Below are 25,300 nucleotides of genomic sequence, written 5' to 3'. Positions count from 1 at the left end.
ATGAGCGACGGAACCCGAACGCGCACGAGCGCGGACGACGCCGGCCCCCCGGACGCCCAGGCAGCACTGGGCGACGACGCGCGCCGACAGGGCATGCGGAAGGTGATCGTCGCCGCGGGCGTCGGCCACTTCGTCGAGTGGTTCGACTTCGGCCTCTACGGCACCCTGGCCACGGTCATCTCGCTGTACTTCTTCAAGCAGGGCGACCCCCAGGTGGCGTTGCTCTCCGCGTTCGCCGTGTTCGGTGCCGGCTTCGTGATGCGCCCGCTCGGTGGTCTGTTCTGGGGCTCGCTCGGCGACCGGGTCGGCCGGAAGACCACGCTCGCGACGGTCATCCTCATCACGAGCGGAGCGACGGCCGTGATGGGCATCCTGCCGACCTACCAGAGCGTCGGCCTGCTCGCACCGATCCTGCTCGTGCTGGTCCGGCTCGTGCAGGGCTTCGCCGCCGGTGGCGAAGGTGCCGGCGCGACGACGCTCCTGGCCGAGTTCGCGCCCTCGAACCGACGGGGCTTCGTGACGAGCTTCATCGACGTCTTCGGGTTCGCGGCCTTCATCGTCGGTGGCGGGCTGGTGTTCCTGTTCACCGCGCTCGCGGGCGACGACGCGCTCGAGACGTGGGGGTGGCGCGTCCTGTTCCTCATCGCGGTCCCGCTCGGACTGGTCGGCCTGTACCTCCGGAGCCGGCTCGAGGACACCCCCGAGTTCCGGGCACTCAAGGCGAAGGGCGAGGTCGCGGCGAACCCGTTGCGTCGCTCGCTCCGCACCGGGTGGAAGGCCCTGCTGTTCTGCATCGGCTTCGTCGTCCTCAAGGCGGTCGGCCACTGGATCCTGCAGACCTTCATGCCGTCGTACCTGCAGGCCGACCTCGGGTACTCGCCGCTGGTGTCGTACGGGGTCGTCGTGATCGGCTTCCTCGTGATCGCGGGACTCGTGCCGTTCTTCGGTCTGCTGTCGGACCGGATCGGCCGGAAGCCCGTCATGCTCGCCGGCTGCACCGGCTTCCTGGTGCTGACCTACCCGACGCTGATGCTCATGGACGCCGGCAACTTCTGGGCGGCCGCGGGCGCGATGGTGCTGCTCGGCCTGTTCATGGCGGCGTTCGACGGTGCCGTCAGCGCGGCGATGGCCGAACTCTTCCCGACCGCGATCCGTTACGGGTCGATGGGCATCGCCTACAACATCAGCGTCGCGCTCTTCGGCGGCATCACGCCGTACTTCGCCACGTGGCTCATCAGTGCCACGGGCAACACGTTCGCGCCCGCCTTCTACGTCATGGCGGCTGCGGCGATCACGGGGATCACCGTGCTGCGGGCCCGTGAGACGAACAAGCAGGGCCTCGCCGTCCGGTGAGGGACGCGACAGCGGGCATGGGGTGACCTGCCAGGCGCATCCCATGTCCGTCGTGCGCGCGCCGGTTATGGTTTCCCGGTGAGCAACGAACCCGAGCAGACGACCGAGCCCGCACGCCGCGGTGCCGCGACGCCGCGCCACGGGCGCCAGAAGCGACGCGCTGGCGTCGTGTTCCCGGCGGTGGCGGGGGTGCTCACCATGGCCCTCCTGCTGAGCGGCGGGTACGCGGCGTACGCGTACAACCAGCTGTCCGACGGCGTCACGATCGTCAACGCGATCACCGGCGACAAGGACGAGAAGAACGACGTCGACGGCAAGGCGCAGAACATCCTGCTCGTCGGCGACGACCACCGACCGGACAACGCGACCCCGGAGCAGCTCGCCGAGCTCAGCACCGAGGACGACGGCGGCGCGACGAACACCGACACGATGATCGTGCTGCACATCAACGCCGACGGCAGCCAGGCGACGATGATCTCGTTCCCCCGCGACTCGTACGTCGACATCCCGGACGTCGGCAAGGGCAAGCTCAACAGCGCGTTCTACTACGGCACGCTCAACGGCGGTGGGGACACCGGCGGTGCGAAGATGCTCATCAAGACCATCGAGAACCTGAGCGGGCTGCAGATCGACCACTACGTCCGGGTCTCGCTGCTCGGCTTCTACCAGGTCGTGAAGGAACTCGGGCCGGTGGAGGTGTGCCTCAACCAGGCCACCAACGACCCGTTCTCCGGGGTGAACCTGCCAGCGGGCAAGTCCTCGCTGGACGCGAAGGAGGCGCTGTCCTTCGTGCGACAGCGCCACGGCCTGCCGAACGGCGACCTGGACCGCAACATCCGTCAGCAGTACTTCCTGTCCCAGGAGGCACGGAAGGTCACCTCGGCGGGCACGCTGCTCAACCCGGTGAAGATGGGCAACATCCTCAAGGCCGTCGGGGGATCGATCCAGACCGACACCAACCTGATCGACCTCGCCTCGCAGATGCGGAACCTCCGGCCCGCGAACATCCAGTCGGCCACCATCCCGACCCTCGGGACCCCGACGATCTACGTCAACGGATCGGCGCTCTCCATCGTCGAGGTGGACACCGTCGGGCTGCCGGCCTTCGTGCAGGGCCTGGTCGGTGAGCCCGAGGCCTACACCGCCGCCGGTCCGGCGCAACCGGCGAACACGTCCGTCACCGTGCTGAACGGCAGTGGTGCGCAGGGTGCGGCCACCGCCGCGGGGCAGGTCCTGACGGCTCGCGGGTTCCAGGTCGCACCGGCCGGGTCCTCGTCCACCACGAAGGTCACGCAGGTGCAGTACCCGGCCGGCCAGGAGTCGCAGGCGAAGGCCGTCGCGGCCGTCGTGCCGGGCGCCGTCGCCGTCCGGACCAACGCGGTCACCGGCGTCACGCTGGTGCTCGGCACCGACGGCAAGACCGCGAAGCCGGTCGCGACCGAGCCGAGCGCCGCGCCCTCGACGCCGGCGGACAGCGGCTCGGGCTCGGGCTCGAAGCCGGCGGAGCAGCCCGCGAAGGAACCGTCGCCGAAGTCGACCGACGTGCACAACTACGGCACCGAGGGCACCTGCATCAACTGATGGGAACCGGCCAGGCGAGGCGTCGGTAGGTTCGTGGAGTGACCAGCGCCGCACGCCCGATCGTCCTGATGACCTACAACATCAAGAACCCGGACCCCGCGCACGACTGGCCGGCCCGCCTGCCGATCGTGCTCGAGGTGATCCGCCGGCACGACCCAGACCTGCTCTGCGTGCAGGAGGCGTTCGCGCACCAGATGGACGACCTGCGCGCCGGGCTGCCGGACCACGCCGACGTCGGGCAGGGGCGCGAGGGCGGCGACGCCGGGGAACACGCGGCCGTCTTCTACCGTCGCGACCGGTTCCGCCCGTCGGACGAGGGATCGTTCTGGCTGTCGGACACCCCGGACGAGCCGGTCTCGAACACCTGGGGCAGCCTGTACCCGCGGATCGCGAACCACGCCCGGTTCCTCGATGCCGAGGGACCCGCGTTCACCCTGCTCACCACCCACCTCGACCACGAGCCCGGACCCCACGGTGACGAGGTCCGGGGCCGGAGCGCCGCCCTGATCGCGGAACGGCTCGCCGGGGAGACCGGTCCGGTCGTCTTCGCGGGCGACTGCAACGAGCCCGCGGGGAGCGGTACCGCGTCGAGGGTGTTCTCGGAGGCCGGGTTCGCCGATGCCTGGCTGACCGCGGGGGATCCGTCCGACCGGACCGCGACGTTCAACGACTGGCAGCCGCCGGTCGACTCCGGGGAACGGATCGACTGGGTGCTCACCCGCGGTGTCAGCGGCGTGGACCGCGTCGTGATCGACCACGACGGACCGGAGACCTGGTTCGCCAGCGACCACTTCCCGGTGGTGGCGACCCTGCGCATCTGACCCGCGTCAGCAGCTCCGGCGTGCGTGGACGGGCATCGGGGAACCGAGCACCGTGACCGTCGTCTCGTTCGTCAGCGCGGACACCCCGTTCGTGCCGACGTCTGTGGTGTCCTGGGCATCGTCGTCCGTCGCGGGAGCCTCGTTCCAGCCCTCCTGCAGCAGGAGCTGCCAGGCGCGGGAGTCGTCGGAGCCGTAGGACACCCGGTGCGACCGGGGCGCGTCGGCGATCTGCTCGTCCAGGTCGTCGCCCACCTGGATGCCGTCAGGGCCCGTCAGCTCGATCCGGGCACCCGAGCGGCTCCGCACCGAGTCACGCAGGATCCGGACCTCGACGGCGTTGCCCGCTCGGGCGTCGGAGCGCAGGGCGGCCACGCGGATGGCACCACCCCAGGTGTAGGTCGTGCCGGCGGGGAAGCAGGCGCCACCGTCGCCCTCGGCCGTCTGTGTCCGCGACGGCGTGCCGAGCAAGCGGTCGAGCACGGACACGGTGAGCCGGGAGTCGCGCATCGACGATTCCACGACCGTCTTGCCGCCGTTCCGGAGCACGAGGGCCTCGGCGTCGAGCTCGATCGAGTCGACCCGTCGGAGCTTCGCGTCCGACACCCGGACCGGTGCGGCATCGTGGGACGTCTCCGCCGCCACGGCTGCGTCCGCGCCCACCCCTGGCGTGCCGTCGAACGCGAGCGCACCGGCCGAGAAGGCCAGCACGGCGGCGCCGAGCGCGAGCAGGGTCCGAGGAGTCACCGTTCGACGGTAGGGCCTCCACCGGGACAGAACGACAGGTGTTACCGAATCGGAGCCTGCCCGTCACCGGACCGTGACAAACGAGCATCACGCACCTGCCGGCCCTGGAGCGGTGCGGCCGGCGGGCGCAGGCCGCTCCGCGCGGCGGGGGACAGCCTCCTGGACGGCCCGCAGTGACCCCCTGCGTACCGTCGGCGGCATGACGGACCAGCAGAACGACCAGACCGGGCCTGACCAGTACGTGATGCAGGACCCCACGAAGATGTACGCCGACAAGAAGCCCGACGAGCAGTACCTCGAGGGTGCCGGCACCGACGCGGAGATGGCGCAGAACGTCCCCGCCGACCACGGTGAGGACACCTACCGCGGCTCGGGTCGTCTGACCGGCCGCAAGGCGCTCGTCACCGGTGGCGACTCCGGCATCGGTGCCGCCGTGGCCATCGCCTACGCCCGCGAGGGTGCGGACGTCGCGATCTCGTACCTGCCCGAGGAGCAGGAGGACGCCGACCGCATCGTCGGGCTCATCGAGGCCGCCGGGCGCAAGGCCGTCGCGCTGCCGGGTGACATCACCTCGCTCGAGGTCTGCGAGCAGCTCGTCGCCGACGCGGTCGAGCAGCTCGGTGGCCTCGACATCCTGGTGAACAACGCCGGCAAGCAGCAGAACGTCGACGACATCACGAAGATCTCCGACGAGGAGTTCGACGAGACCTTCAAGACGAACGCCTACGCGACGTTCCGGATCACGAAGGCCGCCGTGCCGCACCTGCAGCCCGGCTCCACGATCATCAACACGACGTCGATCCAGGCGTACGCCCCGTCGCCGCACCTGGTGCACTACGCGGCCACGAAGGCGACCGTGAACAACATGGCGAAGGGCCTGGCGGCGCAGCTCGCGCCGAAGGGGATCCGTGTCAACGCGGTCGCCCCGGGGCCGATCTGGACGCCGCTGCAGCCGGCCGGTGGCCAGCCGCCGGAGGCGCTGCCGAGCGCGGGCGAGCAGACCTACCTGGGCCGCTGGGGGCAGCCGGCCGAGCTCGCGCCGGCCTACGTGTTCCTGGCGAGCGGGGAGTCGTCGTACGTCGTGGGCGAGACGCTGCACGTCGACGGCGGGATGCCGACGCCGTAGGGCGCCTGTTCCTGACGGGGACCTGACGGGAGGCGCGGTGCCGGTGGGTGCCGCGCCTCCCGTCGTCCGTGTGCTCCGGTCCACGGCTTGTGGTCGCGTCGACTGCTCCTGGTCACGTCGCCGGGTCCGCTCCGGATCCGGCCCGTGGCGTCAGCAGCTGACGGAGCGAGCCATCCGCTCGAGGAGCTCGCGTGCCGACATCGCGGCGGCCAGCTCGACCTCGACGGGGTTGATGCCGATCGCCTGCTCGAAGGCGCGACGGCGGGCCTGGTCGGCGATCGGCACCTCGGGGCGCTGGGGCAGCACGGCGATCGCTCGCGCCGCCGCCTCGAACGCACCGGCGGGACGTCCGAGCTGTTCCCACATGGCCCGGACGTCGTGCGCCACCTGATCGGGGTCGCTGCCGAACTCGAAGCCGGTCGAGGCCATGGTCGCGAGTCCCTGGGCAGTGGGGTCGTTCGGGGTCATGTCGGCATGGTCGCACGGACGGCCGCGAACGGGCTCGACGTCGTGGTCTGTCCCCCCTTGTGCCGACACCCGTACCGGGGATTCTGGTGTCCCCCGTTCTGCGTTTGGATGGAGGTGCCCCGGACCAGGGGTGACACGGACAGGACGTCCGGGGACGACGGAGGGCACGATGCTCGAACACACCAGCGCCGACACGCAGGCCGCGGCGGCCGCGGCGGCCACGCTGCACCTGCGGATCACGATCGTGGGTGCCACCGTCGACCTGCTCCGGGACGTCCCCTTCCACGAAGCCCGGCCCGTGCAGGTCGCCGAGCGGATGGGCATCAGCGTCGCCGAGCTGGAGCAGCACTTCCCGTCGTGGGACGGCCTGGTCCTCGCCGCGCTCGACCGCTGGAACGGCGCCCGGATGGACGAGGTCACGCACGAGGTCGGCGACGGCTCGACCGTGGACCTGCTCCGTGCCATCGTCGCCTCGAACGCCGAGGACCCGGCCCTGATGCGCCTGCTCGTCGCCCTGCTGTCCGTCGCGGGCAACCCGGCGCACCCGATGGCGACATACCTGCGGTCGCGGTACCAGCTCTTCTTCGCGCAGATCAAGCGCGGTCTGGAGCACGACGTCGCGATCGGCCGTGCCCCGCACACGATGGACCCCCGCCGCGGCGCCGAGCAGCTCATCGCCCTGTACGAGGGGCTGCAGCTGCAGGCCCTGCTGCGCGCCGAGCTCGACCTGGTGGCGGCGTTCGACCGCGCGGTCGCCCGGCTCGAGCGTGGCTGGATGGAGCGGTACGAGCCGCAGGCCGCCCGCCGTCTGGCGATGTGGGACGACGACGACTCGGGCAGCTGGGAGATCTGACCGGCGGTTCGTCCGCGGAGCGCGTTCCTTGCGCCGTCGTGCAGCGCCCCGCGGGTACTCCGGGAGTCGCAACCTGACGGAAGGAACCGACATGGCAGCACCGAACCCCATCCAGGTCCAGAAGTACCTGAGCGGCATCGACTACCCGGCGTCCAAGGAGGACGTGGTCTCGACGGCCGAGCAGGAGGGCGCCCCGGACGACGTCCTCGAGGCGCTCCGTGCGATCCCGGACGGCGAGTACGACGCCCCGACCGCGGTGTCGAGCGCGGTGTCCGACGCCGGCTGAGCGCGGCACGCCCACTCGGTGAGCAGAAGAGGTCGGGTGCGTCCATCGCACCCGACCTCTTCTGCTCACGAAGCGCAAGCGCAGCTCACGAAGCGCAAGCGCAGCTCACGAAGCGCAAGCGCAGCTCACGAAGCGCCGCCGGAGCGCGATCCGCGCGGCACCGAGCCGTCGCCGGGGTCGTACCCGGTGTCACGGATGACGCGCAGCGCCGTGGTGTCGTTGTGGACCGAGTGCACGACGACCCGACGCGTCCGGCGGAGCGCTCGCCGGGCACCCGGTGTCGCGAAGAGTCCGCCGAGCACCAGGCCCGCGCCGATCCCCAGTGCCACGGACACCGCCGCCACGAAGTCGAGCGCGGCGCTCGACGACCCGGACATGAAGTTCAGCAGGGCGTTCGAGACGGCGACACCGGGCAGCAGCGCCCCGCAGAACGCCGGCACCGCGATCGCCGCCACGGCCGTGCGCATCCGGACGGCCGCGTAGGTCGAGAGCACCCCGAGCAGCACCGCCGCCAGGAACGTCGCCCCGAGGAGCGGCAGCCCGGCCTGCCGCAGCGCCCACAGCGCGGCACCGGCGGCGACCGAGAACACCACGGCGACCGGGATCACCCGGGCGCTCGCCTGCTGCACGAAGCAGTTCGCGCCCGCCGACACCACGGTCAGCGACAGCGACGCCCAGAGCGGCAGGGTCTGCGTCACGATGCCGGACGGGTCGACCTCGATCTGCAGCCAGTGCGTCATCGCGATCCCGGCCGGCACCCCGACCACGATCGCCGCGATGACCAGCCCGATGTAGAACGCCCGGGCCACGGCCATCGCCCGGAACCCCGAGATGGCGTCCTGCGCCCAGGTCACCAGGGACGGGTGCGGCAGCAGGAGCACCACGAGCGCCGCCACCATCGTCGCGGCGCCGTTCGCGTTGAGCACTCCGGCCCAGATGGCCAGCGTGCCGATCGCCGACGCCACCGCGCCCTGCGCCCCGGACACGAAGAACTGCGGGTAGCCCCGGTCGGTGAGCCAGCGCCCGGAGACGATGATCCCGAGCATCAGCACGAACGCCCCGAGGCCGGCCCGCCAGCCGCCTCCGGCCTGCACGGCGATCGAGATGCCGAGGATCGACAGGCCGACGTCGGACAGCCACATCGGCCAGCGCGGTGGGAGTCGCAGCACGGCGACCAGGGCGTTCACCGCCGAGGTCATGTCGCGGTCGTCGTGGATCAGGTCGTCGACGATCTGGTTCGCGCGGGCGAGCTTGTCGAGGTCGGAGCCGTCCGACCGCACGGTGCGGACCTTGACGAGCGGCGGGACGTCGGCCGGGGCGTACTGGATCGTCACCGAGCTGCCGGAGAAGTCGAGGTCGAGCGGCGCGAGGTTCCACTTCGTCGAGACCGCGACGACGGCCGTCTCGACGCTACGGGTGTCGGCACCGGAGGCGAGCATGACCTCGGCCAGGTCGAGGCAGAAGTCGACGATCTGGGTCGCCGTGTACTGGTCGCGCCCCTTGGCGTCGGGCTCGACGTGCTCGTAGATCGTCCCGCGCAGGCGGGCTCGTGCGTCGCGCAGGTCGTGCTGCGCGAGACTGCGGCGGCGTGGCCGGGGCGGGCGGCCCGGCTTGTGCGGGCCCGGGGGGTGCTGCTCGGCCATCACGCCATGGTGTCAGTTGACGGCGGCCGAGTCCGGGCGTCCCCTGGACGCGTCCGGATCAGCTCCGGCGGCGCGTGCTCAGACGACCGAGGGCGAAGGCCGCGACGACCGCGCCCACCAGCACGAGGACCGGTCCGGCGGTCAGCTGCCAGGGGCGGACGCCCGCGACGAACGCGTAGTCGGACAGGGGCGCGTACGCGAACCAGCCGGACGACGACGGCGGAGCCGTCAGCGCGAACACGATCCCGACGACGACGGCCAGCAGGCCGAGCCAGAGGGCGACGAGGGTCGGGGTGGCGAGGAATCGGGGCACGGCACCCAGCGTAGGTGGGCGACGGACTGGAGGCCCGTGGCGACCCCGCCACGGGCCTCCAGTCCGTCAGGTGGTGACGGTTCCTGCGTTCCGCGCTTACTGCTCGAAGGTCGCGTGCAGCGTGATCTCGACCCCGGTCAGCGCCTTGCTGACGGGGCAGGTCGCCTTGGCGTCCTCGGCGGCCTTGAGGAAGGCCGCCTCGTCGATGCCGGAGACCTCGCCGCTGACGGTCAGGACGATGCCGGTGAGGCGGAAGCCGCCGGCCGGGTCCGGACCGAGCGAGACGTCGGCCTTGACGTCGAGGGCCTCGACCGTGCCGCCGGCCTCGCCGAGGACCGCGGAGAACTGCATGGCGTAGCAGGCCGAGTGGGCGGCGGCGATGAGCTCCTCGGGGCTCGTGGTGCCGCCGGCGTCCTCGGCGGTGCGCTTCGGGAACGAGACGTCGTACGTGCCGACCTTCGAGCTCGAGAGTTCGACCTGGCCGGAACCGTCCTCGAGGCCGCCGTTCCAGGCGGTGCGTGCGGTGCGAGTGGGCATGCCCGCTCCTTTCGTGTGGGGGAGCGGCCCCGAACGGGACCGCCGTTCCCGAGTCAATCGGAGAACGATCGTTCTCGCAACGGGCTCACGGGGAAGACGCAGGGTTCGGCCGCGCGCGAGCCGAGCGACATGCGTTGCGCAAAACAACAGGTGTACGATAGCGGAACCGGATCGTTCGATCCGCCGCGACGCCGCACCCCTCCTGACGCCCGACGGATCCCCGTCGACCCGTCGTCCACACCAAGGAGAACCCATGCGCGCCGTCGTGTTCGAGCAGTACCAGACCTTCCCGTCCCTGACCGAGGTCCCGAAGCCCGCACCCGGGCCGGGTGAGGTCCTGCTCAAGGTCGCCGGCGCCGGTGCCTGCCACTCCGACGTCGCCGTGTACCGCGAGTTCCAGCAGGGGCAGCCGGGAGCCCAGGCCCCCGCGTTCGTGCTCGGCCACGAGAACTCCGGCTGGGTCGAGGCCGTCGGCGACGGGGTCACCGGCTTCGCCGAGGGTGATGCCTACCTGGTGTACGGGCCGGTCGGCTGCGGGCACTGCTCGTACTGCTCGAAGGGGCAGGACACCTACTGCGAGAACGCCGCGACGAACCCGTACATGGGCATCGGCCTCGGACGTGACGGCGGCATGGCGGAGTACGTCAGCGTCCCGGCGCGGAACCTCGTGCCGCTCGGTGACGCCGACCCGATCGCCGCCGCACCGCTCAGCGACGCCGCGCTCACGCCGTACCACGCGATCAAGAACTCCCTGCCGAACCTGGCCGGGGGCGGTCGCTTCGCGCTCGTCGTCGGGCTCGGTGGCCTCGGGCAGATCGCCGTGCAGATCCTGACGGCGCTCACCGGTGCCACGGTCATCGCGACCGACATGAAGCAGGACGCGATGGACCGCGCTGCCGCCCGCGGCGCGATCACCGTCCCCGGCGGCCCGGACCAGGCCGAGCGCATCCGCGAGATCACCGGCGGACGCGGCGTCGACGCGGCCTTCGACTTCGTCGGTGCCACCCCCACGATCAAGGTCGCGCAGGCATCGATGGCGGTCGGCGGGCGGTTCACCGTCGTCGGGATCGCCGGTGGCACCACCGAGTGGAACTTCTTCGCGACGCCGTACGAGTCGACCATCACGAACACCTACTGGGGCACGATCGAGGACCTGCACGAGGTCGTCGCGATGTACCGCGCCGGGCAGATCGTCCCCGACGTCGAGCGGTACGCGCTGTCCGACGCACTGGAGGCGTACCGGAAGCTCGAGGCCGGGGAGCTCTCGGGTCGCGCGGTGGTCGTCCCGACGCTCTGAGGCGCGGGAGCACCTGGTCGAATCGGGCGTACCTGGTCGGAAGTTCTGACCAGGTACGCCCGATTCCACTTTGTAGCGCGGGCGTTCTGGGAAGGAACGCGCGCGGTCAGCGTCCCGCGGCGTAACCCTGCGCGCCCCGCGGGTTCGCGGCGGCACCGAGTACCCCGGTGTCCGGGTCGCGGGTGACGCACGACAGTCGGCCCAGGCTCCAGTCGCCGCCGCGGGTCACGACGTGTCCGCGGGCCTCGAGTGCCGCGATGACCTCGTCTCCCAGGCGGTCCTCGACGACCAGGCCCGCGGGCTCCCACGTGCGCGGCCAGAACGACCCAGGGAACGACGTGGTGTGCAGCGCGGGTGCGTCGATGGCCTGCTGCGGCGAGTACCCGCCCACGATCCAGCGCAGCAGGAACAGCAGCTGCCACTGGTCCTGCTGGTCACCACCGGGGGAACCGAGCGCGGCGACCGACTGACCGTCGCGGAGCACCAGGGTCGGGGTCAGCGTGGTGCGGGGGCGCTCACCGGGGCGCAGGGTCGAGGCCGTGCCCGGTTCGAGCCACGTCATCTGCAGGCGGGTGCCGAGGCAGAACCCGAGCTCGGGGATCGTCGGCGACGACTGCAGCCATCCGCCGGACGGGGTCGCACTGACGATGTTGCCCCAGCGGTCCACGACGTCGATGTGGCACGTGTCGCCGCGGGTCTCGCCGTCGGCGGTCACGAACGGCTCACCGCGGTCCTCGAGCGGGGCGGCCGGCGGGACCTCGGTGTCGGCTTCGGTGTCGCGGGCGACCTGCACGGTCGGTTCGCCCACCCCGACCGAACCGGCGGAGTCGTACGAGGTCCGGACCGGCGGCAGCGTGTGCTCGACCCCGGCGATCGTGCCGGGTCGGAGCTCCGCCGAGGCCCGCTCGCCGATCAGCGCACGGCGCTCGTCGGCGTAGGCGTCGGAGAGCAGGACGTCCATCGGGACCTCGCCGTCGCCGTAGAACGCCTCACGGTCGGCGAGGGCGAGCTTCTGCGCCTCGACGATCGTGTGCGCACCGAGCTCGGTCGACGGGTCGAGCAGGGCGTCGTCGAGCGGTTCCAGCAGCCGCAGGGTCTGGAGCAGCGCCGGCCCCTGGCCCCACGGCCCGGTCTTGGCGATCGTGCAACCGCGGAACTCGGCGGTCGTCGCGGGTTCGTACGTCGCGCGGAACGCCGCCAGGTCGGACGCCCGGATGACACCGGCGTGGTCGGTGCCCGAGGCGTGCCGGTGCGGTTCGCGGACGAACCGGTCGATCGCCTCGGCGACGAACCCCTCCGCCCACTCGGACCGGGCCGCATCGATGCGGCCGGTCCGGCTGCCGGCACCCGCACCGGCCTCGACCAGCCGGTCGAGCACCGCAGCGAGTGCCTCGTTGCGCACCAGGTCCCCGGGGACCGGCACCGTGCCTCCCGGCAGCCACTGCGTGGCGGAGGTGGGCCAGTGCTGCTCGAACAGCTCGCGCACGGCGGTGATCGTCCGGACCACCGCGGGTGCGACCGGGTGGCCGTCGCGGGCGTACCCGACCGCGGGGGCGAGGACGTCGGCCAGTTCCCAGGTGCCGTGGTCTCGGAGCAGGAGCAGCCACGCGTCCACCGCGCCGGGGACGGTGGCGGCCAGCGCGCCGGAGCCGGGGACCAGGTCGAGGCCCTCGGCGCGGTAGTGCTCCGGGGTCGCGCCCTCGGGCGCGGGGCCCTGACCGACCAGCACCGTCGGCACGGGGTTCGCGGCCGTCGCGAAGACCGCTGTCAGGTCACCGCCGGGGCCGTTCAGGTGGGGCTCCACGACCTGCAGGACGAAGGCCCCGGCAACGGCCGCGTCGAAGGCGTTGCCGCCGCGCTCGAGCACCGACTGGGCGGTCGCCGTCGCGATCCAGTGCGTCGAGGCCGCCATCCCGAACGTGCCCTGCAGGTCCGGACGGGTGGTCTGCGCTGCGGGCGGGACGAAGGCGGGGTTGAGCGTCGGCATGACACCATCTTGCGCGCTCCGGGCGTCCCGGCACCGGATGACAGCTGCCGCAGCCTGCCGCCCTCCGGCTCGTGCCCCGTCGCGTACCCCCGGAACTGGGGTTGCCCCACCGCGTCAAGGGGGTTGTTTCTCCCCCCGGAAAAGGTGACCATCGTTCGGCGGCGCGTAACCGACGTGCCGCCGAACGGTCGCGCAGGGGCGCGTCCGCCACCCGGACCGCCTCCCTGCGGTCCCAGCTCAGGGAACTCATGCGCCGCACTTCGTCGTCTTCGGCCCGCCTCCGCCCAGTCCGCGCTCGGGTCGTCGCAGCGCTCGTCGCGCTCGCCGCCGTCGCGACGGGGCTCGTGAGCACCGCCACCCCGGCTGCCGCCGCCCCGATCGTCTACACGGGCACCGTGGCCGCGGGCAAGACGCTCTGGCCGGGCGACTCGGTGACCTCGAACAACGGGCAGTTCCAGCTCGTCATGCAGGGCGACGGCAACCTCGTCGAGTACGGCATCGGTCGCAAGGTGCTCTGGGCGTCGAACACGTCCGGCAAGTCCGGGGCCTTCGCGCAGATCCGGGCGAACGGCACGCTCGCCATCGTGCACAACAACGTGCGGATCGCGCTGTGGGGCGGCGCCGGGCACGTCGGCCGGAACTTCGGGGTCCGGCCGGACGGCACGATGCGCATGATCAACACCGCCAACAAGAGCGTCGTCGAGTTCCCCACGTACCAGGACAGCGTCGCCGCGGGGAACCTCATCCTGCCGGGGACGGTCCTGCGGTCCGACTCCACGAACGCCCGGACCCTCACCATGCGCGCCGACGGCGTGCTCGCGCAGGTCGTCAACGGCAAGCAGGTCTGGGCGACGAAGACCGCCGGGAACGTCGGGGCCTACGCCTCGGTGCAGGCCGACGGCAACTTCGTCGTCTACTCGGCCGCGAACAAGTGGCTCTGGTCGAGCGCCACGAGCCGTGCCGGCGGCGGACGGCTCCTCGTGCAGGTCGACGGCAACGTCGTGCTCTACGGCAAGTCCGACACCCGGGCGTGGTCGACCCGGCCCGTGACCGGGCTGCTGTGGCCGGTCGCCAGCACCAAGATCTCCGGCCGGTACGGTGACGATCGTGGCGTCGGACACGTCCCGCGCTACCACCAGGGCACCGACTCGTCCGTGGGGATCGGTACGCCCGTGTACGCCTCGGGTACCGGGACGGTCACCACCACCGTCGCGAACCACGCGTCCTACGGCAACTACGTCGTCGTCACGTACGGCAACACCACCGTCCTCACCGCGCACCTCAGCAAGATCGGAGTGAAGAAGGGGCAGATCGTGTCGAAGGGCAACGAGGTGGGCAAGTCCGGCAACACCGGGCAGTCCACCGGACCCCACGTGCACGTCGAGGTGCGCCAGGCCGGCTCGCTCATCGACCCGCTCTCGGTGCTGCACTTCCGGTGATGCGGCCGAACCGGGCGCTTCGGCTGTCAGGATCGCCGATCTCGCGACACTCCTGAAGTGAAGGGAGTGTTGTGACGATCGACGACTCACGCCTCGTGCGCCAGATGGTCGCCGGGGACCGTACCGCACTGGCGACCGCGTTCGACCGGTTCGCCCCGGTGCTGACGCGCTACGCGTGGGCGGTCTCCGCGACGCCGACCGACGTCGAACGCGTCGTGCAGGAGTCGTTCCTGTCGCTCTGGCAGCACGCCGACGGCCTGTACCTGCCCACCGGTCTGCTACTGCCGTGGCTCCTGGCCGTCTGCCGGTCACACGCCCGGACGAGTGGTGCCGTCGACAGCGGCGGCGCTTCGCCGTTGCGCTGGGTCGAGGACGACCTGCTCGCCCTGCCCGAGACCGACCGACGACTCGTCGAGCTCTGTCTCGTCGAGGGGCGGACGTGGTCGGAAGCCGCACAGCACCTCGGACTCCGCCCGCAAGGACCCACGCCACGGCGTGGGTCCCGAGCGACGAAGGAGGTGCAGCGATGAACTCCGAGCCCCCGATCGGAGACGACCTGCAGCGCATGCTCGTCTCGATGAAGCAGAACGTGCTCGAGCGGGCCGAACCGCGGAAGCGCCGTGGACGTCGCACCGGCATCGTCATCACCGTCATCGCCCTGCTCGCCGTGGGTACGGCGGGTGGTGGCGTCGCGCTCGGGCTCATCCCGACGTCGTCCACCGAGCCCGAGCCCACGCCGAGCGCCACCAGCCAGCCGAGCCAGACCGTCACGCCGTCGTCGGCGCCGGTCGTCGGTGAACCGACGCCCACGCCCACGCCCACGCCGACCGCCCCGCCGTACTCGGCGACGGACTGGTCGACGTGGACGATCTCTGCGGATGCCGTCGGGCCGGCGACGCTCGGCAGCCCCGCCGGGTCCGACGACGCCGCACTGCGGGCGGCGTTCTCGCCTGCGCCGCCCCTGATCGACGACACGGGGACCGTGATCTACCCGTTCGGTTGCCCGAACACGAACTCCCGGATCTGGGACGGACCCGGCGGCGAGCGCGTCGTCGAGGTCGTCGCCGGCGGCACGGTCGGTACGGTCGTCATCCAGCAGGGGCAAGATGCCGCACCAGGACAGCAGGTCGGCCCGAAGACGCTCGAGGGGGTCGGTCTGGGCAGCACCCTCGCCGAGGTCAGGGGCGCCTACCCGGACCTGGTCCAGACACGGACGGACGCGGCGGGTGGTACCCGTGACACGTTCTGGGCAGTCCGGTCCGGCGAGCGGTACATCGTCTTCCAGTTCGGCGAGGGGAGCGACCGCGTGGCGACCGTCTTCGTGGCCGGCACGAGCGAGCCGGTGGCCGACTACTGCTCCTGACGCCGCTCCGGAGCACCCTGTCCGTCCGTACGCCGAGACCATCCGCGAGGCCAGGCAGCGCTTCGCGAGCTGACGTTCGCTTCGTGAGCAGGAATGGTCGGATCGCCCTCGGGAAGCCGACCGTTCCTGGACTCCGAGCGCGGGCGACCCCGCATCGTGCGAGGGAGCGGCGGCGAGCGCGTCTAGCCTTGCGGTGATGAGGAAACGCGGCGGAACGGTGCTCGTGTTGGTGGCGATCGGGGTCCTGGCTGGGGTCCTGTCCGGGCTGTTCGGCGTCGGCGGTGGGGTCGTCGTGGTGCCGGCGCTCATGGCCTTCGCACAGATGGACCAGCGTCGGGCCTCGGCCACCTCGCTCGTGGCGATCGCCCCCGCGGCCGTCGTCGGTGCGGTCACCTACGCCGTGCAGGGCGAGGTGCACTGGCTCGCGGCCCTGACCCTGGCGGTCGGCAGCGTCATCGGCGCGCCGATCGGTGCCCGGCTGCTCCGTGCCCTGCCGCTCCGCGTGCTGCCGTGGATCTTCGTCGGGTTCATCGCCGTCGTGCTGGTGTCGCTGTTCACCACGGTGCCGACCCGCGGCGGCGAGGTGCACTTCGGGGTCGTCGAGGCGATCGTCCTGCTGCTGCTCGGGCTGCTGTCGGGGGTGCTGTCCGGGCTCGTCGGGGTCGGCGGCGGGGTCGTCATCGTGCCGGGGCTCGAGGTCGTGCTCGGCGCCGGCGACCTGCTGGCGAAGGGCACGTCACTCCTCACGATGGTGCCGACGTCGGTGTCCGGGACGGTCGCGAACCTGCGGCGTCGCGCGGTCGACCTTCGGGTCGGGCTGACGGTCGGCATCACCGCCGCCGTCTGTTCGCCGGGTGGCGCCGTGCTGGCACGCCTGGTCGACCCGCAGGTCGGCACCTGGCTGTTCGCGGCGTTCCTGGTGGTCGTCGCGGTCATCGTGCTCAGCCGCGGGCGTCGGAGGGCACCACAGAACAAGGCGAGCGACGGGGAGGTCGCGTGACGGGCCTCCCGGCAGGCCGTGACGCGGAAGCCGTGCTGGCGGCGTTCGCCCGCACCACCGGCGACGTCGCCGCGGCCCGCCGGGTCGCGCGGCAGTTCCACGACCTCGACGAGGGGGAGCGCTCGGCGCTGCTCTGGAGCGAGGACGACGGCGCGAAGCTCGTCGCCGTCCTGCTGCTCGTGCAGGCGATGCGGGCGCAGCCGGACCCGGAGCTCACCGACGAGTACCTGTCCGCGGCGAAGGCCGAGCGGTTCGAGGACCCGGTGCTCGTCGACCTGGCCGCCGAGGAACTCGTCGGCGCGCCGTTGGTGGGCGCCTCGACCGGTCCGCTGTTCGCGCTGGCGAAGTCCGACGTCGCGATGGTCCGCCGGATCGCGGTCGTGGCGACCCTGGCGTTCGTGAAGCAGGGCGACGCCGAGGTGCCGCTCGGGATCGCCGGTCGCCTGGTGCGGGAGCGCAGCGAGACGGTGCAGTCGGCACTCGGGTTGGTCCTGCGCGAGACGGGGAAGCGGGCGTCCGAGCCGGCACTCGTGGCGTTCCTCGAGCAGAGCGGCCGGTTCCTCAGCCCGGCCGCCCGCCGGACCGCGACCGAGCACCTGCCGCCGGGGGAGCGTGACCGGCTGCGGGGATGACGGAGCCCGCGGTCGCGCGCGACGCGATGCTCGCCCCAGAACCCGCCTGAGGCGACCACCGGGAGGCCCGGTGCGGGTCCGTCCCGCCGCTCGCCGCCCGCGCGCACCGACCCCACCGCCGTGCCGCTTTGGCGCCTAGGCTGCGGGCATGCACACCGAGGTGCCCCGGATCGACGCCGGACTCGTCGAACGACTCGTCGCGGAGCAGTTCCCCGACTGGGCCGACCTGCCCGTGCGCGAGGTCGACCACCAGGGCTGGGACAACCGCACCTACCGGCTCGGGGACGCCCTGTCGGTGCGACTGCCGAGCGCGGCCGGCTACGTGCCCGCGGTCGAGAAGGAGCAGGACGTCCTGCCGTACCTCGCCCGGCGGCTGGACGTCGCCGTGCCGGAACCCGTGGCGCTCGGGGAACCGGGCCAGGGGTACCCGTTCCGGTGGTCGGTGCGCCGGTGGCTCGACGGGGTGCCCGCTGTGCAGGTCGACGACCTCGACCACGAGCGCTTCGCGGCCGAGGTCGGTGCCGTGCTCCGGCAGCTCCGGAGCATCCCGGCGACGGGCGGCCCCACCGCCGGCGCGCACTCGTTCCACCGCGGGGAGCACCCGTCCGTGTACGACGCCGAGGTGCGGGCCGCGCTCGACACGCTCGCCAGCGGCAGGGCCGGCCGCTCCGTCGTCGACCGCGGCGCGTGCGAAGCGGTCTGGGCCGAGGCCCTCGCCAGCCGGTGGGACGCGCCGGCCGTCTGGTTCCACGGTGACGTCGCCCCGGGCAACCTGCTGGTCGACGACACCGGGCGGCTGTGCGCGGTGATCGACTTCGGCACGTGCGGCGTGGGGGACCCGGCGTGCGACCTCGTGCTCGCGTGGACGATGCTGGACGGCCCGGCGCGACGGGTGTTCCGGCAGGCCGTCGACCTGGACGACGACACGTGGGCGCGCGCACGGGGATGGGCGCTGTGGAAGGCGCTCGTCATGCTCGCCGGCAGCGCCGGTCCGGGCGCTCGCGACGAGCACGAGCGGGTCCTCGCAGCCGTCCTCGCCTGAGGTCGCGGTCACGGCTGGCCACCCGCGCCGACGTGCGCGAGGGGGACGCGGTGCTGGGAGCGTCCACGGGGCGGGCGCGTACCGAGGAGGGGAACGCGAGTCGTGCCTCCAGGCCGGCTCGAAGCGACCACGAGAGGAACGCAGGCGTGCGCGCACTGACCTACCAGGGCACCGAGAAGGTGTCCGTCGAGACCGTCCCCGACCCGACCATCCAGGAGCCGACCGACGCGATCGTGCGGATCACCTCCACGGCGATCTGCGGGTCCGACCTGCACCTGTACCGCGTGCTCGGCCCGTACATCGACCGTGGCGACGTCCTCGGCCACGAGCCGATGGGCATCGTGGAAGAGGTCGGATCCGGCGTCACGAACCTGAAGGTCGGCGACCGGGTCGTCATCCCCTTCAACATCTCCTGCGGCCACTGCTGGATGTGCCAGCACGGTCTGCAGTCGCAGTGCGAGACCACCCAGGTGACCGAGTACGGCACCGGCGCCTCGCTGTTCGGCTACACCAAGATGTACGGCCAGGTCCCCGGTGGCCAGGCCGAGTACCTGCGCGTGCCGCACGCCGACTACGGCCCCATCGTCGTTCCGGACGACGGCACCCCCGACGACCGCTGGCTGTTCCTGAGCGACATCCTGCCGACCGCGTGGCAGGCCGTGCAGTACGCCCAGGTGCCCGAGGGTGGCACGCTGGCCGTGCTCGGCCTCGGCCCGGTCGGCCAGTTCGCCGCCCGCATCGGCAAGCACCTCGGCTACCGCGTGCTCGCCGTCGACCCCGAGCAGGTCCGCCGAGACCTGGGGGCGAAGCACGGCGCCGAGGTGTTCGACCTGACGAAGGACCTGGTGCCCGAGCTCGTCGACCTGACCGACGGCCGCGGCCCCGATGGGGTCGTCGACGCCGTCGGCATGGAGGCCCACGGCAACCCGATGGCGGGCTTCGCACAGCGCGCCGCCGGCCTGCTGCCCGACAAGCTCGCGCAGAAGGCGATCGAGACCGCCGGTGTCGACCGGCTGGCCGCCGTGCACGCGGCGATCGACCTGGTCCGCCGCGGTGGCACCGTCTCGCTGAGCGGTGTCTACGGCGGCATGGCCGACCCGATGCCGATGATGACGCTGTTCGACAAGCAGATCACCATCCGCGAGGGCCAGTGCAACGTGAAGCGTTGGATCGACGACATCATGCCGCTCGTCTCCGACCCGTCGGACCCGCTCGGCACGCTCGACCTGACCACCCACCGCGTCTCGCTCGAGGAGGCCCCGCACATGTACGGGGTCTTCCAGAAGAAGCAGGACGACTGCGTCAAGGTCGTGCTCGACCCCGCGATGGCCGCGGCCTGATGCGCATCGTCGTCGTCGGCGCGACCGGCAACGTCGGGACGGCGGTGCTCCGTCGGCTCGCAGCCGTGCGCGCCGACGGCGACGGTGACGCCGTTGGCGTCCGGATCGTCGGCGTCGCCCGGCGGCTGCCGGACCTGCACGCCGAGCCGTACGCCGCTGCCGTCTGGCACGCCGTCGACGTCGGTGCCGCGGACGCCGTGGACCAGCTCACGGCCGTGTTCCAGGGCGCCGATGCCGTCGTCCACCTGGCGTGGGCCCTCCAGCCGACGCACGACATCCCGGCGCAGCACCGCACGAACGTGACCGGGACGGCGAACGTCCTGGCAGCCGTCGCGCGCGCCGAGGTGCCCCAGGTCGTCGTGGCGTCCTCGGTCGGCGCGTACCGCGGGGTGGACGTCGACGGCAAGCACACCCCCGTGGACGAGAGCTGGCCCGCCGACGGGATCCCGACGGCGACGTACTCGATCCACAAGGCAGCCAACGAAGCGGCGATGGACGCGTTCGAGGCCGACCACCCCTCCGTGACCGTCACCCGGCTGCGTCCGGGGCTGATCTTCCAGCGGGACGCCGCCGCCGAGATCCGGGGGCTGTTCCTCGGACACCTCGTGCCCATGTCGATCGTGCGGTGGATCCGCTGGCTCGTGCTGCCGCTGCCGTACCCGTTCGTGTTCCAGGCCGTGCACGCCGACGACGTCGCCGACGCCTACTGGCGCGCGGTCGATCGACGGGCAGCGGGGGCGTTCAACATCGCGGCCTCGCCCGTGCTCAACCCGCCGAGACTGGCCCGGGCCTTCGGCATGCTCGGTGCCGTGCGGATCCCGCTGCGGTTGCTGCGCGGGATCGTGACGGTGACGTGGCGGCTGCGGTTGCAGCCGACGGACGCCGGGTGGATCGACATCGCCGCCGGCGTGCCGATCATGCGGACCGACCGTGCCCGGTCGGTGCTCGGATGGGAGGCCCGACACACCTCCGAAGAAGCGTTGCGTGCACTCGTGGCCGGGTTCGCGGACGGTGCGAACGTTCCGGGGTCGGGGCCGCTCCGCGGTTGAGCGGGCTGGGGCTGGCCGGGGGGGCGCCGCCTGGTCGTCCCGGGCGTACCGGGTGGTTTCGGGCGTAGCGGGTCGGAAGTTCTGACCAGGTACGCCCGGTTCCACATTCCATCGCGGGCGTTCTGGGAAGGAACGCCCGCTCGTGTTCCCCGTCTCGCGCTACGCTTCGCTCGTCGTTGTGAGAAGGGGGAGTGCGATGGTGCTCAATTGGTCCGCGTTCAGTGAGCTCGAGGGGCCGGGGGAGTCGGGGATGCCCGACCTGTTCGACGGCTGGTTCGGCATCGCGTTCGGGGTCGTCGCGGCGCTGACGATCCTCACGACCCTGTCGATCGTCATCCTGACGCTCTACCGGGGCAAGCGGATGGCCGACCGTGGTCAGAACCCCCTCACCATGCAGGAGGACATCGCGTACCAGGCGATGCAGAGCCGTACGTTCGCACCGAACAAGCCGCTCGAACAGCGCCTCGCCGAACTCGACGACCTGCACGCGCGCGGCGTGATCTCCGACGAGGAGCACCGCAGCGCCCGAGCCGAGGCCTTGCGCGGACGATGATCGCCTCCGAAGAAGTGCGCAACCCCCTGATCCCGCCGGTCTACGACCTCGTCTGGACCCTGCTGATGGCGCTCGTCGTCGTCGCGGTCATCGCCGCCGTGTGCATCGCGGTGGTCCGCAGTCGGCGCCCGCACGGTGCCCGGCGGACCTCGCCGGAGCAGCGGCTCCTCGAACTCGACGAGCTGCACGCCCGCGGTGTCATCACCGACGACGAGCGCAGAGCCGCACGGGCCGAGGCCCTGCGCGGCTAGCCTGGGCGGGTGCTGCTGCCGACGGACCTGCTCGGGGTGTGGGAACTCCACCGCACCGTGCACGACCGCCGTGCCGGGGCCGCGGGGACTGTCACCGGGACCACCACCTTGACCCGGGTCGGCGACGACGAGGTTCGCTGGGACGAGTCCGGCGTGATGACCTTCGACGGCCGGTCCACCCCGGTGTCCCGGACTCTCATCCTCCGGCGCGGTCCCGACGGCGGCTGGACCGTGCACTTCTCCGACGGTCGGGTCTTCCACGACTGGGTCTGGGGCACGAGCGTCGCCCACGCCTGCGCTCCGGACGACTACACGGGTGCCTTCGACGGCGACGAAGACCGCTGGACGGTGCGGTGGGAAGCGCGGGGCCCCGCGAAGGACTACCGGCTGGACAGCGTCCTCACCCGACCGCGGTCGTGACCCCCGGGGTCGGCGGTCACCGCCAGACTGGGGGCATGGCACGCTCCTCCGGCACCGACGCCCCGCGCATCACCCTGACCGAACCGACGAACCTCGAGGACTGGACGCCAGCTCCCGATGACGTCCTGACGGGGGACCGCATCGAGGGCAAGCGCATCGACGTCCTCGATCTGGCCGGCGAGCGACTTCCCGACCTGGAGATCGAGGAGTGCGTCATCGACACGTTCCGGGGCGACGACGCGGACTTCCGTGGGCTCCGGGTCCGCGACTCGCTCATCGACTCGCTCGACGCCCCGATCCTGCGGGCGTCGAGCAGCTCGTGGCGCGAGGTCCGGGTCTCCGGCGGTCGGGTCGGCTCGGCCGAACTGTACGACTCCGGGTTGAACGGCGTCGAGTTCGTCGGCATGAAGTTCGGGTTCGTGAACCTGCGCGGCTCGACGATCACCGACGTGGTGTTCCGCGACTGCGTCATCGACGAGCTCGACATCGCCGACGCGAAGCTGCTGCGGGTGTCGTTCGACGGCAGCAGCATCCGCGCCGCCGAGGGGTCGAACACCCGCATCGACCACGTGGACCTGCGTGGAGCGGACCTCGATCGGGTCGAGCGGCTCGAGGGGTTCCGCGGGGCCACGATCGGCGCCGACCAGCTGTACACGCTCGCGCCGCTGCTGGCTGCACAGGCCGGCTACCGCGTCGACTGACCCACGCCGAGTTTCGCGCTCACCGACACTGCACGCCCGACCGGCCCCGCGAACTGTCGCTCAGCCCGAAACAGTGCCCGAAACAGCGCCGACCCCGGCCAGCGCCGCGGCCAGGTCGGCCTGCACCAGGTCGCCGTGCACCGCAGCGCCCGTCTGGGTGCCGGCAGCCGCCGACGCGATGACCGTCGCCATCGGGGCCGTCACGTTGCCGGCCGCGTAGACCCCGCGCACCGCGGTCTGCCCGGCGGCGTCCACGGTCAGCGCGGCCGCGAAGCGGTGGTCGCCCATGAACTGGTCGGTGGCGGCGAGGCCGAGCCCGGACAGGAAGTCCACCCGCGCCTCGGGCCGGCTCGCCGTGGCCAGGGCATCGAGATCGACGAAGGAACCGTCGCCGAGCCGGACCCCGGTCAGCCGGTCACCCTCGGAGACCACGGCGGCGACCGGTCCCTCGACGACTGCGATGCCGCGTGCGGCCAAACCGGCCAGGGTCGTGTTGTCCATCAGTGCCGGGTCCGTCAGGAACGCGGTGACCCGATCACTCAGCGCCCGGAACATGAGCGCGTGGTGTGCGGCGTTCGGCGTCGTGACGAGCACCCCGATCCGCTGGTCGCGGATCTCCCACCCGTGGCAGAACGGGCAGTGCACGACCCCGCGCCCCCACTGTTCGGCCAGGCCCTGGACCTCGGGCAGGACGTCCACGGCGCCGGAGGCGACGACCAGTCTGCGTGCCGTGACGACCGCGCCGGAGTCCAGCGTGACCGAGAAACCGACCGGGTCGTGGCCGTCACCGGTCGTGGCGGACGTGGCCACGGTCCTCCCGGCCGTGACCTGGACGCCGTAGGCGGCGACCTCGGCGCGACCGATGCGGATCAGCTCGGCGGGCGCGACGCCCTCGTGGCCGAGGTAGTTGTGCGCGCCGGCCGCCGGGGCGTTGCGCGGCTCGCCGGAGTCGACGACGAGCACCGAGCGCCGCGAACGGCCGAGGATGAGGGCGGCGGAGAGGCCGGCGGCCGAGCCGCCGATGACGATGACGTCGAAGTGTTCAGGCATGCGCTGATCATGCGGCCGGTCATGAGTAGACAGCAACGAACTTTGCCGGTGTGGCAACATGGCCGGCATGGGACACAGCACCCGGGATGCGGCCGCCACGCGCACGACGGCCGACGTCGTCGACGGGGTCGGCCCCCGACTGCGCGCGCTGCGCGCCCACCGCGACGTCACACTCGCGGCACTGTCCGATCAGACGGGGATCTCGGTGAGCACCCTGTCGCGGCTCGAGTCCGGGCAGCGGAAGCCCACGCTGGAACTGCTGCTGCCCCTCGCCCGGGCGTACCAGGTGCCCCTCGACGACCTGGTCGGCGCACCGCAGACCGGCGACCCGCGCGTGCACATGAAGCCCGAGGTGCACGGCGGCCGCGTGGTCGTGCCGCTGACCAAGCGGACCGGCGGGGTGCGCTCGTTCAAGCAGCTGTTCCCGCCGAACACCCCGGGCGGGGACCCGTCGCTCAAGACGCACGAGGGCTACGAGTGGCTCTACGTGCTGTCCGGACGGCTCCGGCTGGTGCTGGGGGAGCACGACCTCGACCTGGGTCCCGGTGAGGTCGCCGAGTTCGACACCCACACACCGCACTGGATGGGCAACGTGACCGACTCGGTCACCGAGGTGCTGTGCCTGTACGGGCCGCAGGGCGAGCGGGCGCACGTGCGGTCCCGACCCGCCGCTCGGTGAGCGGCTGACCGAGGGCGTCGTCAGCGGCCGCGCCACCACCGCCGCGACCGCGACCGCAGCCGTCGTGCCCACCGGCGCACCGGGTTCGCCCGCCGGCCGTTCACGCGGAACGTGTGGAAGGCGCGTCGCGTCCGCACCCAGACGGACGGGAGGCCCGACAACGGTCGCGCGGACACCTGCACCGTGAGCACGGGGTCGGCCACCACCCGCCAGGCCGGGTCGAGCTGCATACTCAGGTCGACGTCGTCGTGCACCTCGGCGTCGTCCCGGTGCGCTCGCCCGCCGACCGCGGCCCAGGTCGACCGGCGCATCGCCATGGCGGACCCGAACAACGGTGGGTGTCCGAGCGCACCCCGCATCAGCACGAAGTACGGGCCCATGTACACGGCGTCCCACAGTCGGCGCACCACGGGGCCACCGCCCCGGGGCCGGCCCGGACCGGTGACCGCGACGACATCGGGGTCGGCGAGCAGGCGGACGGCGTCGGCGATCCAGGACGGCGGTGGGACGGAGTCGGCGTCGAGCCGCACGACGACGTCGCCGGTCGCCCGGTCGTAGCCGCGCGCCGAGGCCCGGGCGATCCCGCGCACCGGCTCCGTCAGCACGACCGCACCGGCGTCCCGGGCGATCGCCGCGCTGTCGTCGGTGCTGCCGTTGTCGACCACGACGACCTCGTCGGCCGGCCGGGTCTGGGCCGCGAGGGCGGCGAGGCACCGGCGCAGGTGCACGGCATCGTCCCGCACGGGGATCACGACCGAGACACGGGGCATCC

Annotated in this window: 28 protein-coding genes; 20 read left to right on the top strand and 8 right to left on the bottom strand. The window is 72.2% G+C overall.

Features of this window, described 5'->3' with window-relative positions; translation table 11 throughout:
- The 3 genes from DEJ35_RS07715 to DEJ35_RS07705 all read left to right on the top strand — a co-directional run bounded on the left by DEJ35_RS07715 (position 1) and on the right by DEJ35_RS07705 (position 3,755).
- Positions 1 to 1,353, top strand: coding sequence for an MFS transporter (locus DEJ35_RS07715; protein ID WP_111192499.1), 1,353 nt, complete (start codon positions 1 to 3; stop codon positions 1,351 to 1,353).
- Positions 1,354 to 1,431: 78 nt separating this feature from the next.
- Complete coding sequence (locus DEJ35_RS07710; protein ID WP_110858599.1) at positions 1,432 to 2,934, top strand: LCP family protein; 1,503 nt, start codon at positions 1,432 to 1,434, stop codon at positions 2,932 to 2,934.
- Between the two features lie 38 nt (positions 2,935 to 2,972).
- Positions 2,973 to 3,755 carry an endonuclease/exonuclease/phosphatase family protein gene (locus DEJ35_RS07705; protein WP_111192497.1) on the top strand — a complete coding sequence of 261 codons (783 nt, stop codon included), beginning with the start codon at positions 2,973 to 2,975 and terminating at the stop codon, positions 3,753 to 3,755.
- A 6-nt stretch (positions 3,756 to 3,761) separates the two neighbouring features.
- Here the strand turns inward: DEJ35_RS07705 and DEJ35_RS07700 are convergent, their stop codons facing one another.
- Entirely contained in the window at positions 3,762 to 4,499 is a 738-nt protein-coding gene (locus DEJ35_RS07700) for a hypothetical protein (RefSeq protein WP_111123795.1), read from the bottom strand.
- Between the two features lie 199 nt (positions 4,500 to 4,698).
- Between DEJ35_RS07700 and DEJ35_RS07695 the strand changes: the two genes are divergently transcribed.
- Positions 4,699 to 5,625: an SDR family oxidoreductase gene (locus DEJ35_RS07695; RefSeq protein WP_110858602.1), complete on the top strand. Its 927-nt coding sequence runs from the start codon at positions 4,699 to 4,701 to the stop codon at positions 5,623 to 5,625.
- 150 nt (positions 5,626 to 5,775) lie between these two features.
- Here the strand turns inward: DEJ35_RS07695 and DEJ35_RS07690 are convergent, their stop codons facing one another.
- A complete protein-coding gene (locus DEJ35_RS07690; protein ID WP_111123793.1) occupies positions 5,776 to 6,093 on the bottom strand; it encodes a hypothetical protein in 318 nt (105 codons plus the stop codon).
- A 169-nt stretch (positions 6,094 to 6,262) separates the two neighbouring features.
- Between DEJ35_RS07690 and DEJ35_RS07685 the strand changes: the two genes are divergently transcribed.
- Both DEJ35_RS07685 and DEJ35_RS07680 read left to right on the top strand, forming a co-directional pair.
- Positions 6,263 to 6,946, top strand: a complete 684-nt coding sequence (locus DEJ35_RS07685; protein ID WP_027467173.1) for a TetR/AcrR family transcriptional regulator — start codon at positions 6,263 to 6,265, stop codon at positions 6,944 to 6,946.
- 91 nt (positions 6,947 to 7,037) lie between these two features.
- Positions 7,038 to 7,232 (top strand): DUF2795 domain-containing protein, encoded by a 195-nt coding sequence (locus DEJ35_RS07680; RefSeq protein ID WP_111123792.1) that lies wholly within the window; start codon positions 7,038 to 7,040, stop codon positions 7,230 to 7,232.
- A 125-nt stretch (positions 7,233 to 7,357) separates the two neighbouring features.
- On the opposite strand, the gene DEJ35_RS07675 is transcribed toward DEJ35_RS07680, so the two are convergent.
- The 3 genes from DEJ35_RS07675 to DEJ35_RS07665 all read right to left on the bottom strand — a co-directional run bounded on the left by DEJ35_RS07675 (position 7,358) and on the right by DEJ35_RS07665 (position 9,725).
- The gene (locus tag DEJ35_RS07675) at positions 7,358 to 8,875 is read right to left on the bottom strand and encodes a threonine/serine exporter ThrE family protein (RefSeq protein WP_111123791.1); all 1,518 of its coding nucleotides are present in this window, start codon (positions 8,873 to 8,875) and stop codon (positions 7,358 to 7,360) included.
- 58 nt (positions 8,876 to 8,933) lie between these two features.
- Positions 8,934 to 9,188, bottom strand: a complete 255-nt coding sequence (locus tag DEJ35_RS07670; protein ID WP_110858604.1) for a hypothetical protein — start codon at positions 9,186 to 9,188, stop codon at positions 8,934 to 8,936.
- A 96-nt stretch (positions 9,189 to 9,284) separates the two neighbouring features.
- A complete protein-coding gene (locus DEJ35_RS07665) occupies positions 9,285 to 9,725 on the bottom strand; it encodes an OsmC family peroxiredoxin (protein ID WP_027467170.1) in 441 nt (146 codons plus the stop codon).
- A 253-nt stretch (positions 9,726 to 9,978) separates the two neighbouring features.
- Here DEJ35_RS07665 and DEJ35_RS07660 point away from each other — a divergent pair, with 253 nt between their 5' ends.
- The gene (locus DEJ35_RS07660; protein WP_071245854.1) at positions 9,979 to 11,022 is read left to right on the top strand and encodes an NAD(P)-dependent alcohol dehydrogenase; all 1,044 of its coding nucleotides are present in this window, start codon (positions 9,979 to 9,981) and stop codon (positions 11,020 to 11,022) included.
- A gap of 106 nt (positions 11,023 to 11,128) precedes the next feature.
- Here the strand turns inward: DEJ35_RS07660 and DEJ35_RS07655 are convergent, their stop codons facing one another.
- Positions 11,129 to 13,009, bottom strand: coding sequence for a gamma-glutamyltransferase family protein (locus DEJ35_RS07655; protein WP_111192495.1), 1,881 nt, complete (start codon positions 13,007 to 13,009; stop codon positions 11,129 to 11,131).
- A 248-nt stretch (positions 13,010 to 13,257) separates the two neighbouring features.
- On the opposite strand from DEJ35_RS07655, the gene DEJ35_RS07650 reads away from it, so the two are divergent.
- The 12 genes from DEJ35_RS07650 (at position 13,258) to DEJ35_RS07595 (ending at position 22,799) form a co-directional block, all read left to right on the top strand.
- Positions 13,258 to 14,448 (top strand): peptidoglycan DD-metalloendopeptidase family protein, encoded by a 1,191-nt coding sequence (locus tag DEJ35_RS07650; protein ID WP_111192493.1) that lies wholly within the window; start codon positions 13,258 to 13,260, stop codon positions 14,446 to 14,448.
- Positions 14,449 to 14,519: 71 nt separating this feature from the next.
- Positions 14,520 to 14,978, top strand: a complete 459-nt coding sequence (locus DEJ35_RS07645; RefSeq protein WP_110858607.1) for an RNA polymerase sigma factor — start codon at positions 14,520 to 14,522, stop codon at positions 14,976 to 14,978.
- Positions 14,975 to 15,811, top strand: a complete 837-nt coding sequence (locus tag DEJ35_RS07640) for a hypothetical protein (protein ID WP_111123788.1) — start codon at positions 14,975 to 14,977, stop codon at positions 15,809 to 15,811. Before DEJ35_RS07645 ends, DEJ35_RS07640 begins: the two co-directional genes overlap by 4 nt.
- 196 nt (positions 15,812 to 16,007) lie before the next feature.
- Entirely contained in the window at positions 16,008 to 16,811 is an 804-nt protein-coding gene (locus tag DEJ35_RS07635; RefSeq protein ID WP_111192554.1) for a sulfite exporter TauE/SafE family protein, read from the top strand.
- Positions 16,808 to 17,443 carry a DNA alkylation repair protein gene (locus DEJ35_RS07630; protein WP_181435542.1) on the top strand — a complete coding sequence of 212 codons (636 nt, stop codon included), beginning with the start codon at positions 16,808 to 16,810 and terminating at the stop codon, positions 17,441 to 17,443. Before DEJ35_RS07635 ends, DEJ35_RS07630 begins: the two co-directional genes overlap by 4 nt.
- A 148-nt stretch (positions 17,444 to 17,591) precedes the next feature.
- Entirely contained in the window at positions 17,592 to 18,485 is an 894-nt protein-coding gene (locus DEJ35_RS07625; protein ID WP_111192491.1) for an aminoglycoside phosphotransferase family protein, read from the top strand.
- Positions 18,486 to 18,631: 146 nt separating this feature from the next.
- Positions 18,632 to 19,825, top strand: a complete 1,194-nt coding sequence (locus tag DEJ35_RS07620) for a zinc-dependent alcohol dehydrogenase (RefSeq protein ID WP_111192489.1) — start codon at positions 18,632 to 18,634, stop codon at positions 19,823 to 19,825.
- Positions 19,825 to 20,874: an NAD-dependent epimerase/dehydratase family protein gene (locus DEJ35_RS07615; protein WP_111192487.1), complete on the top strand. Its 1,050-nt coding sequence runs from the start codon at positions 19,825 to 19,827 to the stop codon at positions 20,872 to 20,874. The genes DEJ35_RS07620 and DEJ35_RS07615 overlap by 1 nt, the downstream gene beginning before the upstream one ends.
- Positions 20,875 to 21,070: 196 nt before the next feature.
- The gene (locus DEJ35_RS07610) at positions 21,071 to 21,427 is read left to right on the top strand and encodes an SHOCT domain-containing protein (protein ID WP_111192485.1); all 357 of its coding nucleotides are present in this window, start codon (positions 21,071 to 21,073) and stop codon (positions 21,425 to 21,427) included.
- Between the two features lie 14 nt (positions 21,428 to 21,441).
- On the top strand, positions 21,442 to 21,678 hold the full coding sequence (locus tag DEJ35_RS07605) for a hypothetical protein (protein ID WP_146244765.1): 237 nt from the start codon (positions 21,442 to 21,444) through the stop codon (positions 21,676 to 21,678).
- Positions 21,679 to 21,687: 9 nt separating this feature from the next.
- A complete protein-coding gene (locus DEJ35_RS07600; RefSeq protein ID WP_111192483.1) occupies positions 21,688 to 22,098 on the top strand; it encodes a DUF6314 family protein in 411 nt (136 codons plus the stop codon).
- A gap of 35 nt (positions 22,099 to 22,133) precedes the next feature.
- Positions 22,134 to 22,799, top strand: a complete 666-nt coding sequence (locus DEJ35_RS07595) for a pentapeptide repeat-containing protein (protein ID WP_111192481.1) — start codon at positions 22,134 to 22,136, stop codon at positions 22,797 to 22,799.
- 60 nt (positions 22,800 to 22,859) lie between these two features.
- On the opposite strand, the gene DEJ35_RS07590 is transcribed toward DEJ35_RS07595, so the two are convergent.
- Entirely contained in the window at positions 22,860 to 23,849 is a 990-nt protein-coding gene (locus tag DEJ35_RS07590; protein WP_111192480.1) for an NAD(P)/FAD-dependent oxidoreductase, read from the bottom strand.
- Positions 23,850 to 23,907: 58 nt separating this feature from the next.
- Here DEJ35_RS07590 and DEJ35_RS07585 point away from each other — a divergent pair, with 58 nt between their 5' ends.
- Positions 23,908 to 24,528 (top strand): helix-turn-helix domain-containing protein, encoded by a 621-nt coding sequence (locus DEJ35_RS07585; protein ID WP_110858619.1) that lies wholly within the window; start codon positions 23,908 to 23,910, stop codon positions 24,526 to 24,528.
- 20 nt (positions 24,529 to 24,548) lie between these two features.
- Here the strand turns inward: DEJ35_RS07585 and DEJ35_RS07580 are convergent, their stop codons facing one another.
- Positions 24,549 to 25,298, bottom strand: coding sequence for a glycosyltransferase family 2 protein (locus DEJ35_RS07580; RefSeq protein ID WP_110858620.1), 750 nt, complete (start codon positions 25,296 to 25,298; stop codon positions 24,549 to 24,551).
- Between the last annotated feature and the right edge of the window lie 2 nt (positions 25,299 to 25,300).

It is taken from the genome of Curtobacterium sp. MCPF17_051 (genome assembly GCF_003234595.1).
GTDB classification, from domain to species: Bacteria; Actinomycetota; Actinomycetes; order Actinomycetales; family Microbacteriaceae; genus Curtobacterium; species Curtobacterium flaccumfaciens.
Note: the sequence above shows the minus strand (reverse complement) of the source record. Positions and strands in the feature narration are given on the sequence as shown.